This is a genomic window from Thermoleptolyngbya sp. M55_K2018_002, from assembly GCF_015295965.1.
Lineage (GTDB): Bacteria > Cyanobacteriota > Cyanobacteriia > Elainellales > Elainellaceae > Thermoleptolyngbya > Thermoleptolyngbya sichuanensis.
Genome location: NZ_DVEA01000437.1, coordinates 1 through 12,115, shown reverse-complemented (window position 1 = coordinate 12,115; position 12,115 = coordinate 1). Strand labels below are relative to the sequence as shown.

11 protein-coding genes are annotated in these 12,115 nt (G+C 58.7%); 5 read left to right on the top strand and 6 right to left on the bottom strand.

The genetic code is table 11. From position 1 onward, the window contains the following. Both IGS51_RS22055 and IGS51_RS22050 read left to right on the top strand, forming a co-directional pair. The coding region (locus IGS51_RS22055) for an ABC transporter permease (RefSeq protein WP_297081034.1) at positions 1–512 on the top strand (512 nt) is incomplete at its 5' end. Continuing rightward, complete coding sequence (locus tag IGS51_RS22050; protein ID WP_297081032.1) at positions 512–1,324, top strand: ABC transporter permease; 813 nt, start codon at positions 512–514, stop codon at positions 1,322–1,324. The genes IGS51_RS22055 and IGS51_RS22050, both read left to right, overlap by 1 nt. A gap of 4 nt (positions 1,325–1,328) precedes the next feature. On the opposite strand, the gene IGS51_RS22045 is transcribed toward IGS51_RS22050, so the two are convergent. Beyond that, the gene (locus IGS51_RS22045; protein ID WP_297081030.1) at positions 1,329–2,066 is read right to left on the bottom strand and encodes a dienelactone hydrolase family protein; all 738 of its coding nucleotides are present in this window, start codon (positions 2,064–2,066) and stop codon (positions 1,329–1,331) included. Between the two features lie 149 nt (positions 2,067–2,215). Between IGS51_RS22045 and IGS51_RS22040 the strand changes: the two genes are divergently transcribed. Then, a complete protein-coding gene (locus IGS51_RS22040; protein WP_297081029.1) occupies positions 2,216–5,236 on the top strand; it encodes a CAAX protease in 3,021 nt (1,006 codons plus the stop codon). Positions 5,237–5,311: 75 nt separating this feature from the next. On the opposite strand, the gene IGS51_RS22035 is transcribed toward IGS51_RS22040, so the two are convergent. Beyond that, on the bottom strand, positions 5,312–5,821 hold the full coding sequence (locus tag IGS51_RS22035) for a cupin domain-containing protein (protein WP_297081027.1): 510 nt from the start codon (positions 5,819–5,821) through the stop codon (positions 5,312–5,314). 173 nt (positions 5,822–5,994) lie between these two features. Here IGS51_RS22035 and IGS51_RS22030 point away from each other — a divergent pair, with 173 nt between their 5' ends. After that, positions 5,995–6,504: a hypothetical protein gene (locus IGS51_RS22030; RefSeq protein ID WP_172358619.1), complete on the top strand. Its 510-nt coding sequence runs from the start codon at positions 5,995–5,997 to the stop codon at positions 6,502–6,504. Between the two features lie 184 nt (positions 6,505–6,688). Beyond that, entirely contained in the window at positions 6,689–7,228 is a 540-nt protein-coding gene (locus IGS51_RS22025) for a late competence development ComFB family protein (RefSeq protein WP_297081025.1), read from the top strand. Positions 7,229–7,263: 35 nt separating this feature from the next. Here the strand turns inward: IGS51_RS22025 and IGS51_RS22020 are convergent, their stop codons facing one another. From IGS51_RS22020 to IGS51_RS22005, 4 genes are all read right to left on the bottom strand, one after another. Further along, on the bottom strand, positions 7,264–7,911 hold the full coding sequence (locus IGS51_RS22020) for an NUDIX hydrolase (protein ID WP_297081023.1): 648 nt from the start codon (positions 7,909–7,911) through the stop codon (positions 7,264–7,266). Positions 7,912–8,213: 302 nt separating this feature from the next. Then, positions 8,214–9,290, bottom strand: a complete 1,077-nt coding sequence (locus tag IGS51_RS22015) for a DMT family transporter (protein WP_297081021.1) — start codon at positions 9,288–9,290, stop codon at positions 8,214–8,216. A gap of 54 nt (positions 9,291–9,344) precedes the next feature. Beyond that, positions 9,345–10,379, bottom strand: coding sequence for an XdhC family protein (locus tag IGS51_RS22010; RefSeq protein ID WP_297081019.1), 1,035 nt, complete (start codon positions 10,377–10,379; stop codon positions 9,345–9,347). Positions 10,380–10,480: 101 nt separating this feature from the next. Next, the gene (locus IGS51_RS22005; protein ID WP_297081017.1) at positions 10,481–11,914 is read right to left on the bottom strand and encodes an NCS2 family permease; all 1,434 of its coding nucleotides are present in this window, start codon (positions 11,912–11,914) and stop codon (positions 10,481–10,483) included. Positions 11,915–12,115 lie beyond the last annotated feature (201 nt).

The following is a 12,115-nucleotide window of genomic DNA, read 5'->3' as shown; positions in this document are numbered from 1 at the left end:
CAAACATTATCCGGATGATTTCCTGGGTGCCCGTGCTGGGGCGGGAGGGTCTGGTCAACAGCACGCTGATGCGCCTGGGGCTAATCAATCAACCGCTAGAGTGGCTGCTGTTTTCAGATTTTGCCATCGTGCTGGGCATGGTGCATTTGTACAACTTTTTTATGATTGCGCCTATTTTCAATAGCCTCATGCGGATCGATCGCAGCCTGATCACCGCCGCACGAGACATGGGCGCATCCGGCTTCCAGATTCTCAAAGAAATCATCCTGCCGCTGGCGGCTCCGGGTATTGCCATCGGCTCCATTTTTGTGGTGACGCTGGTGATGGGCGAGTTCGTCACTGTGCGGATGATGGGCGGCGGGCAGGCGGCCTCCGTCGGCAAGATGATTCAGACCCAAATCGGCAGCTTGCAGTATCCGCTGGCGGCGGCAAACGCGGTGATTTTGCTGCTGGTGACGCTGCTTCTGGTGATGGCAATTTTGCGCGTCGTTGATATCCGCAAGGAGTTGTGATGCAACAGAAACGCTCCCTGACTTACTACCTGCTGGCAGGCTTCTTTGGGCTATTTGTCCTGTTTCTCTACGGCCCGATGCTGGCAATTTTCATCCTGTCGCTGCAAGGGGAAGAAGGCACGCTGACCTTTCCGATGCGGGGGTTCAGCTTCTATTGGCTGGGGCAAGTGTTTCAGGAACAGCGCGTGGGCAACTTTACGGATGCTTTTTGGCGATCGCTCCTGCTGGGGCTACTGGTCACACTCTTGTCGGTCATCGTAACCGTCATGTCTGCCCTGGCCTTCCGGCAGCGGTTCAAAGGGGCTGGGACCCTGTTTTACCTCACGATTGCCAGCCTGATCGTGCCCAGCGTGCTGATTTCTCTAGGCATCGGCATTGTGTTTCAGGTGCTGGATCTGGAGACAAACTGGTTCTCGTCGGGTCTGGGCGCACACCTGACCTGGACAGTTCCCTTTGCCTTTCTGATCATGCTGGGCATTTTCAACCGATTTAACCCGTCCTACGAAGAGGCCTCCCGCGACCTAGGCGCAAACGACACCAAAACCTTCTGGGAGATTGTGTTTCCGCTGATTCTGCCCGCGCTGATCGGCATTGGGCTATTGGGCTTTACGCTGTCCTATGACGAATTTACGCGCACGTCGCTGGTGTCGGGGCAAAAGAACACGCTGCCGCTGGAAATCTTCGGCATGACCACCAACGTCACCTCGCCTGCGCTCTATGCCTTGGGCACGCTGACGACGCTGTTTTCCTTTGCCATGATTCTGCTGGCGATCGCCGCCTACAACTACACCTCGCGCCGCCAGTCGCAGTGAGGCGCTAACCGATTACCCGCTTCAGGAACGGGATGAGTTCGTTCCAGGCGGCATCAGTGGCAGCGGGGTCGTAGCGGGGGCCATCGTCGCGCATGAAGGTGTGGTCGGTCTCGTAGATCAAGATTTGATGCCTTACGCCAGTCTTTTCCAGAGTTTGGGCGAGGGTGTGGCGATCGGGTTCCTTCACATGCGGGTCGAGGGTGCCAAAGACGAGCAGCAGTTCGCCGTGGATTTCGCCTGTGCGCTGGAGGGTGTCGGCCACGCCCTTACCCAGCTTGCCAATCGGGATACCCGTGGGATAGCAACTGACGGTGGCTTTGACCTCCGGCTGGAACGCGGCACGATAGGCCAGGTGTCCGCCGATGCAAAAGCCCATGCTGCCTAGTTTGTCGGGCAACACGCTGCTTTCAGACTTGAGGAAATCAAGGACGGCACGGGTATCAGCATCGTAGTGGGCGATCGCCGTTCGTCGAGCGTCATCATTGCCCCGCATCCGCCCCAGGTCGCTGGGTTCAATCACCGTGCCCACGGGTTCCAGCCGATGAAAGATTTCCGGCGCAGCCACCACATAGCCGTAGCCCGCCAGCCGATCTGCCAGCCGCGTAATCGGGCTGCCCAGTTGATAAATATCTGAAAAGAAGACGATGCCGGGATATCGACCCTCTGGCTTGGGCGCGGCCACGTACACCCGCATCAGGCTATCGTCCACCCGCAGTTCCACATTCCGCTTGATGATTTGCATCTGCCCATCCTGCCATGCTGTTTGCCCCTAGCGTAGCCATCCCGCCAAGGGGATTCAAGCTTGCTGAGACACCTCACCGGGTCGTAATCTTGGACGGTGGAGAGAAAACACCGAACTTCAGTTTAGGCTTTGATTAGGCTCTGAGATTTATGGGACAGCCCAGCCAGACCCCGACCCGTGCTGCCAAACGAGGGCGATCGCCCTGGCAAGTTGCAAGTGTGACAGGCACGGTTCTGGCGGCATTTCTAGCAGCCTCGACAATGCTGATTCCAGCCGTCGGCGGATGGCTATCGCACACGCTGCTGATGCTGACAGCCACCCTCAGCATTACCAAAGATTTGCTGCTGGTGAGTGGACTTGCAGTTCTGGTGGCCAGCCTGCTGGCCCCACTGGAGGCGCTGGGCTGGTGGGCGGGCTGGTATGGCGAAGATCTGCAAACGCTACAGGCACCGGGGATACTGGCAGAGCCGTTGCCCGAACCCAGCACCATCACTCGCTACGTCATTTACCTAGATGGCATCGCCCAGGGAAAGTATACCTACCTGCCCGATGTGGAAGAATTCCTGGCGACGCTAGCAGCCGATATGCCCGATGATATTGTGCTGATTCAGGGCATCATGTCCTACTCGGTGATGAATCGGTCGCTGACCGAGCGACGGATGCTGGCGTTCTTTTGGCGCATCGTCGATCGGCTGCAAATGTCGCCCTCTAGCGGCATCTTGGGGCTATTGCTCTCGTTTTTGATTAACATCCGCAACGTGCTGGTAGTCGCCGTGACTGCCGATCAGCGCTACGGCCCGATTTACGGCCAGGGCACAGCGCAGGTGATTTTCAACAGCCTAACCCACTACGGGTATCAGCCAAATAGCGGCGTTCCGGTCACGCTGCTGGGCTATAGCGGCGGGGCACAGGTGGCGCTGCGGGCAGCGCTGACGCTGAAGCAACTGCTGAAAGCGCCCATCGACGTGATTTCGCTGGCGGGCGTGGTCAGCGGCAATCACAACCTGCTGGAGCTAGAGCATCTCTATCATTTGGTGGGCGATCGCGACTGGGTCGAAAAACAGGGCGCGGTGCTGTTTCCCCAGCGCTGGCGGCTGTTTCCGCTGTCGCCGTGGAACCGCGCCCGCCAGCGCCGAAAGATCACCCTCTCTTCCCTCGGCCCGATGGGGCACAACGGAGCCGACGGCCCCTACAGCGTTACCGATCGCCTGCCCGACGGTCGCACGCACCTGGAAGCAACGGTTCGCGCCGTATCCGACATTTTGCAGGGCAAGTCGGCGCTGGTGAGCAATACGCAGGTCGCCAAGCCTAGCAACTACGAGCGCTATTGGCAAGCCGAGTTTAACCGACCCGACTATTATCCGCTCGACCAAACCGTAGACCCAGCCCTATATCGGGCGATCGCCCCCTGGATGGGTCGGCTGATTTTGCCAAACCGGGACGAGCGGCGGCAGGTGCGTGGCGTGTGGTTTGAGGTGCATCATGCGCCGCCAGAGTATGCCCATCTAGTCGGACAGGTGGCAGTGCTGCGCTGGCAGCAAACACCAGGGATTCAGTTCTTTTTGCAGCAGACGACCCGCGATGTCTTCTTTAGCGAAGAGACAGAATACAGCATTTGCAAGGGATTGGTGCATCCGCTGCGAATCGATCGCTGGCAGCGGGTCGATCCGCTAGAGTCGCTGGCAGGCAGCCGACCCTACGACGATGTGCTGGTATCGCTGGACGAGCCACAGGTGCGAGACATCCAGATCAACGGCGAAGGGCGATCGCTCCTCTCCATCACGCGAGAACCCGTGCAGATCACGGGTCGCTATTATGCCTTGGCCAGGCTTCTGGAACCCGTCGATACCGAGGGGTTGCCCCTGCCCGCCTCCGACGAGTCTGCGCCAGAATTTTTCCGCATTCAGCATTTCAACCGCGCCACGCGCCAGTTTGACGGGTCCACAGAAATTGTGCAGTTTCCTCCGGTCATTCCCGATGCAAACAACCTGCCGCCTGCTGAGAATCGGGGACTGGAGCAGTCTCCTGCGGGGCGCGATGGCTGGTATCTCTATGGCGCAAAGGACGCAGCGGGTCGGTTTGTGGTGCAGGCGATCACCCCCCGTGCCCTCTTCCGCTTGCAGCCGGATCAAACCATTGGCGATCGCCGCGAGGGGTGGCAGTTCCTCCGGCGCGGCATCTGGGAAAACATTACAGCGCTGAAGGGCAACGTCCGCTCAACGCTGCTCATGAACGAGTGTCTGGCGGAGTCTCCGAAAGCACCCCCAAATGCACCCCCGAATGCACCACCAGATGCCCCCGCCGCTTGCCAGCCCACCTTTGCCGAAGGCTCACGGGCGCTGGTGATTCACCTCTATGGCGGCATCGGCGGCGAAAAAGCAGAACCCCAGGCGCAGGGCCCGCTATACTTTGGGCACTTTGCCTACGGCGTGGCGACGGTGGTGCGCGAGCCGCTGGCGGACGAGCTAATCTTCGACATTCACTATCACCAGGTCTACACCCACAATACCGACGGGGTGATTGCGGGAACGCTTTCGTGGCAGCGATTTTTGGGCGATCGCCAGTTTGGCTGGCTGGGCGTGCGGCCAGTGTGCGACCTCGTGATTCAATACGACCCCTTCACCAATCCCTTTGACTTTGGCGGCGTAAAAGCCTCGGCACTAGACGGACTCGTGACCCAGCTTGAAATCATGACCGCCCGCTACCGCATTGGCGACGGCACAGGCGGAACCTACGTCGGCCCAGCCCACAACTGTTCGCAAGACTCCAATCAGGCCCTCTACGCAGCAGTGAAAAATCTGGGCGACGCGCTCAACCGGATGCCAGAACTTAAAACTTGGCTGGATGAACAGCCCGACCAAGCAGCCCGGTTTGACCAACTGGTGCAGTTGGGGCGCTTTATCAAACGCGAGATGCTGCCGCTGGGCACGGCCCGCGCCGACTGGAAAACGAACGACAGCACCCTTGGCGTTAGCCCCGAAAGCGAAATTCTCTATAACCTCACCGTCGGGCTGATTAGCTGGCGGACGCTGCTGCCTCGCCTCGCCTGCGAAACCATCGCCCGCCAGTTTCTCAATCAGGGCGCACAGATTTGGGTGCTGCAAACCTGCCAGGTGGGGGGCGATCGCCCGGAGATTGCGCCCGTCGCGCCAACGCCGTTGGGCTGGTAGGTGAAAAACGAAGAGGGAAGAGGGAAAAGGGAAGAACGAAGAACGAAGAGGGAAGAACAAAGAACGAAGGGGCTTTTATTCTGGTGCGTTACTCGCGGGAGTATCCCCTGTCGGGTTGTAGAGGACGACGTTTTCCTGTTCGTTGGGGTCGTTGCGGGAAACGAGGGCGCGGGCCGGGTTGGTCTGGCTTAGGTTATGGGGCTGGTGGGGCACGCCGGGGGGAATAAAGAGGAAATCGCCTGTTTCGTTGATAACCGACTGTCGAAGTCCCAGCCCATAGCGGGTTTCGACGCACCCTTCCAGGATGTAGATGGCGGTTTCGTAGTCGCGGTGAAAATGCGGCTCGGCAGAGGCTCCCGGCGGAATAATCACCAGGTTCATGGAGATGCCCTGCGTCCCTGCGGTGTTGCCAGAAATGCCAACGAAATAGGGCAACCGCTGGCGCGTCAAGGTTTCTGCATCGGGGCGCACGGTAATGATTTCGCCGTCGTTGGGCTGGGGAGCGGCGATGTCTGCCCCGTCTATCCCCTCATCGCTCACCTGCTCTGCCTGGGCTGCTTGGCGTGAATCTTGTTGCAATGCCATCGAACCGTGTCCTCCTGGCAGCATCTAAATTTCTCTATCTTTATCTTAATCGGCAGATTTGCACCTGACCCTGCGAACGACGCTTGCGCCGCCATCTCAGCCGATAATGGAACCAGCAGTTGGAAACCTTGCACATTGAACCGGTTGCAGACAAGGCACGGAGGGCGATCGCCATGAATTACGTTGTAGCAATTCTTCCTGACCGCATTCAGGCAGAGGCGGCCTATTCGGCGCTGGAGGCGGCAAACCTACCCATGAGCCAGGTCAGCATTTTGGGGCGCGGCTACAAAAGCGCCGATGAATATGGCTTTCTGGACCCCAAAAAGCCCGCCCGCAAGCAAGCACTGCTGATGGCGACGTGGCTAGTGCCGTTTGGCTTTATTGCAGGGGTGGCGTTTAACCTGGCGACCGCGTATCAACTGGTGCCTTCGGCGGGCGTGCTGGGCAATCAGATCATCGGTGGCGTTTTGGGGGCGATCGCGGGCGCAATGGGCAGTTTCTTTGTCGGCGGTGGCACGGGGCTGGTGTTTGGCGGGGGCGATGCCCTGCCCTATCGAAATCGCCTCAAGGCGGGAAAATATCTTGTCGTCGTCAAAGGGCAACCCAACCTGACGAATCAGGCCACGAAAATCTTGAAACAATTTGACCCGGAAAATATCCAGGGCTACGTCGAGCCAGATTGAGTGAAACCTAGAGATTTCACCTCAGATCGGGCAATATCCGCATCAATGTCCGGATAGATCTTCACACAATCGTTAAATGGGGTTGGTGCAGTTGTGGAATTCCAGGGCACACTAAACCAGATGGATATAAGCCTAGTGGACTCCAGTGACCCGTTCCGTTTTGCCGTGAAGATTTGAGGGCAACATGAGCATTGAGAAAATCGTCGAGCAAGCGCTTCAAGATGGCTACCTCACCCCCGCGATGGAAGCTGAGGTTGGGCGCATTTGCGATACGGCTTCCGAATTGTCTATTGAAGAGTACATGGCCCTCGATCGACTCATGGGGGCACTATTGACGGGCGAGGTGGTCGCAGTGCCCCGCAAGCAGTTCATCAATGTGATGGAAGAAATGGTGCTAACGGAGGCGATCGCCCGTGTTGCCGAAATCGAAGCCACCAGCGATTGCACGCTAGATTTGGGCGACATTGCCGCCTACGCGCTAAACCGATTGCCGCCCATGTATGCCACCACAGAAGAGGGCGCAGACTATCAGCGCAGCCGCGCCCGCGAAGACCTGCAACCGCTGATTGCAGAACAGGTTGCAGAGGCGATCGCCCGCAGCATCAACCGCCCCGACTTCTATCCCGAACGCCAAGCCCTGGGCAAGAGCGCCAGCGACGAAGTGCTGGGTCAGGTGAGTACGCTGCTCAAAGCCTACGCCCACAAGTTTGAAGCACACGCTTAGGGTGGGATAGGGTTTGGCAGCATCGGCCGTAACCGCTAACCCCCGATTGATAGACCCCAACTCCTCGCGCCCTGGTGCGTCAGGAAGGCCGCCGTGCCGTGGGGCACGAAAACCGCCTCCGAGCTAAGCCGAATGCCCGGTTGCAGGTCGATTTTTGCGTCTGTGCCGAGCAGGTGGTCAAGGGTGGGGCAATCGCCCATCTGCATCTGCTGCAAATGCTCGTCGCGCAGGTATAGGAGCGCCGCGATCTCGCTGCTGGGCTGGGGCTTTGCCCGCAGAGACGCATCAAAGGCCAGCAGGTAGTAGGCTTGCTGGCTGCTGGCCAGGCTGCCGTAGCTGGAGTGTGCTCGCTTTTCCAAAATTAACCGGGGGCAAAGGCCCGATTCCAGCAGGCGCACCGCTAGCACTTGCCCGTCAGCACTCAGAAAATAGGTCTGTTCAGCGCTGTGAATCGCAGAAACCACCGCGCCGATTTCTTCAGCGCTTTCTCGCAGGGCGCAGTCTGTCCAAGACTCATCGGGCGATCGCCGCTTGCCGCCCACCCCAAAAAACCGCAGGCGATCGCCGCCGTGAGTCAGTTCTCTCCGAGGAATCGAAAAGACGTGATACCCCTCCCACCGCAGAAACAGTGCCGCGCCCGCAGGGGTCGTTCGAGAGATGAAATCAGACAGTGAAATGAGCATTGACCGACTTAGAACTATCAAAACAGAACTATCAAAAAGGGAGACAAAAAGGAGACGTTTGCAGGGAGTTGCGTTCAGGAAGCGATAGCCACCAGCGCCTCCCCTATTTAAGCCTGCAAAAAGTTAAGACAGGGTAAAGCGACACAAAACGATCCCTCTTTGGGGATCACCACCGATTTATTCATCAGGATTACGAAGCAAAATTACGATAGGACTTATGCAGTTGGACGATTTCTCGCGGGCTGCACCCGCGAGAAATCGTCCAAAACCCAAAAAGTTTAATCGCAAGTGCGTAAGTCCTATTACGAATCGGAGTGGGGCGGAGGATTAACCGACGGATTGACCGAGGGATGAACCGAGGAGTTGACCGTGGCAGCTTCTACGGCTCCCTCTCGGAGGGCGACAACGACTGGGCTAGACCCTGCAAATTTTGCCGCCAGCTCATGGCGCTGATTCACCAGATACACGCTCACCAGCGTCAGCACCACGCCAATCCATTCTTGTCGGGTCAACTGTTCTCCCAGCATCAGATTGCTAAAGAGAAGAGCAAAGACAGGGGTCAGGAAAATCAACGCGCTGACGCTGGTGACATTGCCCGTCGCCGCCAGGTAGAAAAACATGCCGTAAGTAATCGCCGTGCCGAAGATCGTCGTGTAGCCCAGCCCGGCCCAGTCGCCCAGATTCAGCCCCGACACCTGACCTGCCTCAGTCAGCGCCGACAAGAGCAGCAGGGGAACCGCGCCGATAATCATGTGCCAGCCTGTGCCCACAATGGGGTCGGCGTGTTTGCGGACGTAGGTGACGATGATTGTGCCAAAGGACATGGCCAGCGCCGCCAGGATCATCAGCAGTTCGCCACTTTGCATCAGCGTCGCCCAGCTAAAGGCTCCGCTTGGCAGGCTGAGGTGGCCCTGGAGGGTGGACTGGATCGCCGCCTCTGGTAGACCACACAGCGCTACGCCCAGCACCCCGATCGCCAGCCCAATCCAGCCCCAAAGCCCAATCACATCGTTCAGGATGAACCGCGACAGCACCGCCACAATCATCGGCTGTGCGTCGATTAGCACGGCTCCCAAGCCCGCGCCTGTATGCACCAGTCCTTCACTCAAGAAGCCCTGGAATAGTGCGCCATCGACCAGACCAAACAGCGCAATCCAACTCCAGGCTTTCCAGCCTTGAGGCTGCGGCAGTTTGGCGATCGCCCCCACCAGCAGCACCAGCAGCCCCGCAGGCAGGAGCCGAAATCCTGCTAGAAACAGCGGCGTGGTGTGGGGCAGAACAAATTTCATCACCACCATCGCCGTCCCCAAAAAGAAGAAGGGTGCAACCAGGACAATGGGCGATTTGGCGAGGGCGGGCGTAGATGGGTTGAAAGACATTAGGACATGAGGGGGTGACAGGGTGGCAGAGGGATGGAATCGTAAACGCGAACGCTAAAGAGGGGCAGCGGACTGGCGGAGGGGTGCGGAGAGCGATCGCCCTGTGCCGCCGCGCCGAACCAGGATTAGCTCAGCAGCGATGCTGACGGCAATCTCTTCTGGAGTGAGGGCACCGATGTCTAGCCCAATGGGGGCGTAGATGGTTTGCAATTTGCCAGGATCAATGCCGCGCTGGGCGATCGCCTGATAGACCTGGCGCACGCGCTTTTCGCTGCCAATCATACCCAGGTAGAAACAGGGCAAATTGCGGCTTAGCAAACAGTCCAGCGCCTCTAGGTCATATTGGTAGCCGCGAGTCACCAGGGCGGCATAAAGCTGGGGATGAGGCGCTAGCTGGCGCAGAGCGCTGGCAATCGGCTCGGCAAAGATGCGCGTCGCCTGGGGATAGCGGTCGGCGTTGGCCCACTCCGGGCGATCGTCCTGCACCATGACCTGAAAGCCAATGAGAGCGGCGACTTTGGCCAACTGTTCGCCAACGTGACCTGCGCCGACGATGAGCAGAGCAGGCGGCGGCTGTAGCGTTTCGACAAAGGCAGATTCGCTAAGGGCGATCGCCCGTCCATTTCCCAACTCATCGGCCAGGTAGGGCGACTGATCAATAGCAAGGTTAGTAGCAAGGTCAATGGCAGGGTCAATAGAAAGGGGCGTGACCAGCGTGGCGGGCTGTCCCGACTGGAGGCGATCGCAGATGGACTGGGCCAGGGCGATCGCTCCCTCCCCCTGCCAGCGCTCCACCCAAACCTGCATCCAGCCGCCGCACACGCCCTGAATCTCGCGGTTTGGCGCACCCGACAGGTCAATTTGCACCCGCTGCTTTTCGCCCGATTTCAGGACGGCTTGCGCGGCGCGAATCACCTTTGCTTCACCCGCCCCGCCGCCAATCGTGCCCCAGATCTGTCTATCTCCCCAAACCAGCATCCGCGCCCCCACCTCCCGCGGCACCGATCCCCGCACCTGGATGACCGTTGCCAGGACAACCGGATGATGCTGCAAAAGGATTGCGAGTTGAGAGAAGCATTGGATAGACATCGGAGCAGTGCTGGAAGGGGTGGAGTCATGGAGTCACGGGGTTAGGGAGTGCTGGAAAGCCACCGTCCCACTCCCCATTCGCCCATTCCTCCATCACCCGATTACTCCGCTGAGCCAAAGCGCAGCGTCATGAAGATAAACCGTGCTACGAAAACCGCCGCCAGAATCCAGGTGGCCAGGCTCACTTCATGGGCTTTGCCCTGGAAGGTCTTGGCCAGGGGATAGGCAATGAAGCCCAGGGAAAGTCCCGTAGCAATGGAGAAGGACAGCGGGATGAAGAAGATTGTGAGGAAGGCGGGAACGGCTTCGGCAGGGTCGACCCAGCGAATGTCTGCCGCGCCTGCCATCATCAGCACACCCGTAATCACCAGGGCTGGAGTCGTGGCATAGGCAGGAATCGCCTCAAACAGCGGCACCAGGAAAATCGCTAGGGCAAACAGAAGACCCGTCACCAGGGCTGTAAAGCCCGTGCGGCCGCCTTCGGCCACGCCTGCCGCCGATTCCACGTAGCTGGTGACGGTCGAAGTGCCGACGATCGCCCCGGCCGTTGTGCCCACAGCATCTGCCAATAGCGCCTGATTCGTGCGGGGCAGTTCGCCAGTTTCTGTCAAGAAGCCCGCTCGCTTACCCACGCCCGACAGCGTACCCACGGTGTCAAACATATCCACAAATAGAAACACCAGCAGCACCGCCAGGAAATCAATCCAGTTGCTGCCCGTGACCATGCCCAGCCCGCTAAACGCCTTACCAAACAGATCGACGGGAAACTGGGGTGCGCCAACGATGCCCTTGGGCCAGGGAGACACGCCCAAAATCCAGCCCAGCACCGCCGTTGCCAAAATGCCCCAGAGCAGCGCCCCGCGTACCCGCCGCACCAGGAAGGCCGTCGTCAGGGCAATGCCAAATAGAGCCAGCAGCGCATTGGGATTGCCCAGGGTACCCAGCGTGGTCTTGGTGACGGGACTGGCAGCGATCAGCCCTGCGCCGCCCGTGGCCGGGTCGCCTGCTAGCCCAATGTAGGCGATGAAAAAGCCGATTCCCACAGAGGTCGCCGTTTTCAGCGTCATCGGGATGGCATCGACAATCTGCTTGCGGATGTTGGTAAAGGTCAGAATGATAAAGATGATGCCTTCCACCAGCACTGCCGCCAGAGCTAGCCGCCAGTCGAAGCCCAGCGTCAGCACGACGGAGTAGGCAAAGAAGGCGTTTAGCCCCATGCCAGGAGCCAGGGCAAATGGATAGTTGGCCACTAGGGCCATGACTAGCGTGGCGATCGCCGCTGAGATTGCCGTAGCAAACACCTGTTCGCCAAACAGATCTCGTGGCTCTTGCAGGAAAATGGCATCCGACAGAATTAGCGGGTTGACGACCAGGATGTAGGCCATGGTCATGAAAATAGTGAACCCCGCCAGCGTCTCAGTCCGAAAATTCGTGCCGTATTGGTCGAACCGAAAAAAGTTTGCCAGTTTTGCCCATATGCCGCTGTATTGCGGTGTGGGCAGTCTGGGTTCCGACTGGAGAACCTCAGGCTCCATAGTGATACTCCTTATCGCTTTAACGATGTGATAGTTGGTTGCAATTTCCCTGGTTTAGATAGCGCAAGGATGAAGAAGAAACGGAGAGGCGATCGCCTCATAGAGAAGTGAACGAAAAGTGAACATAGAGATCAAAGTGAAAAAGTCGAGAGAGCAAGCATCGGGCGCATCCCAGTTTTGCAAGTTTGCCCTCATCCCCCA

Coding starts and splice junctions, on each gene's coding strand:
- IGS51_RS22050 (WP_297081032.1), top strand. CDS start 512: ATGCAACAGAAACGCTCCCTGACTTACTACCTGCTGGCAGGCTTCTTT.
- IGS51_RS22045 (WP_297081030.1), bottom strand. CDS start 2,066: ATGCAAATCATCAAGCGGAATGTGGAACTGCGGGTGGACGATAGCCTG.
- IGS51_RS22040 (WP_297081029.1), top strand. CDS start 2,216: ATGGGACAGCCCAGCCAGACCCCGACCCGTGCTGCCAAACGAGGGCGA.
- IGS51_RS22035 (WP_297081027.1), bottom strand. CDS start 5,821: ATGGCATTGCAACAAGATTCACGCCAAGCAGCCCAGGCAGAGCAGGTG.
- IGS51_RS22030 (WP_172358619.1), top strand. CDS start 5,995: ATGAATTACGTTGTAGCAATTCTTCCTGACCGCATTCAGGCAGAGGCG.
- IGS51_RS22025 (WP_297081025.1), top strand. CDS start 6,689: ATGAGCATTGAGAAAATCGTCGAGCAAGCGCTTCAAGATGGCTACCTC.
- IGS51_RS22020 (WP_297081023.1), bottom strand. CDS start 7,911: ATGCTCATTTCACTGTCTGATTTCATCTCTCGAACGACCCCTGCGGGC.
- IGS51_RS22015 (WP_297081021.1), bottom strand. CDS start 9,290: ATGTCTTTCAACCCATCTACGCCCGCCCTCGCCAAATCGCCCATTGTC.
- IGS51_RS22010 (WP_297081019.1), bottom strand. CDS start 10,379: ATGTCTATCCAATGCTTCTCTCAACTCGCAATCCTTTTGCAGCATCAT.
- IGS51_RS22005 (WP_297081017.1), bottom strand. CDS start 11,914: ATGGAGCCTGAGGTTCTCCAGTCGGAACCCAGACTGCCCACACCGCAA.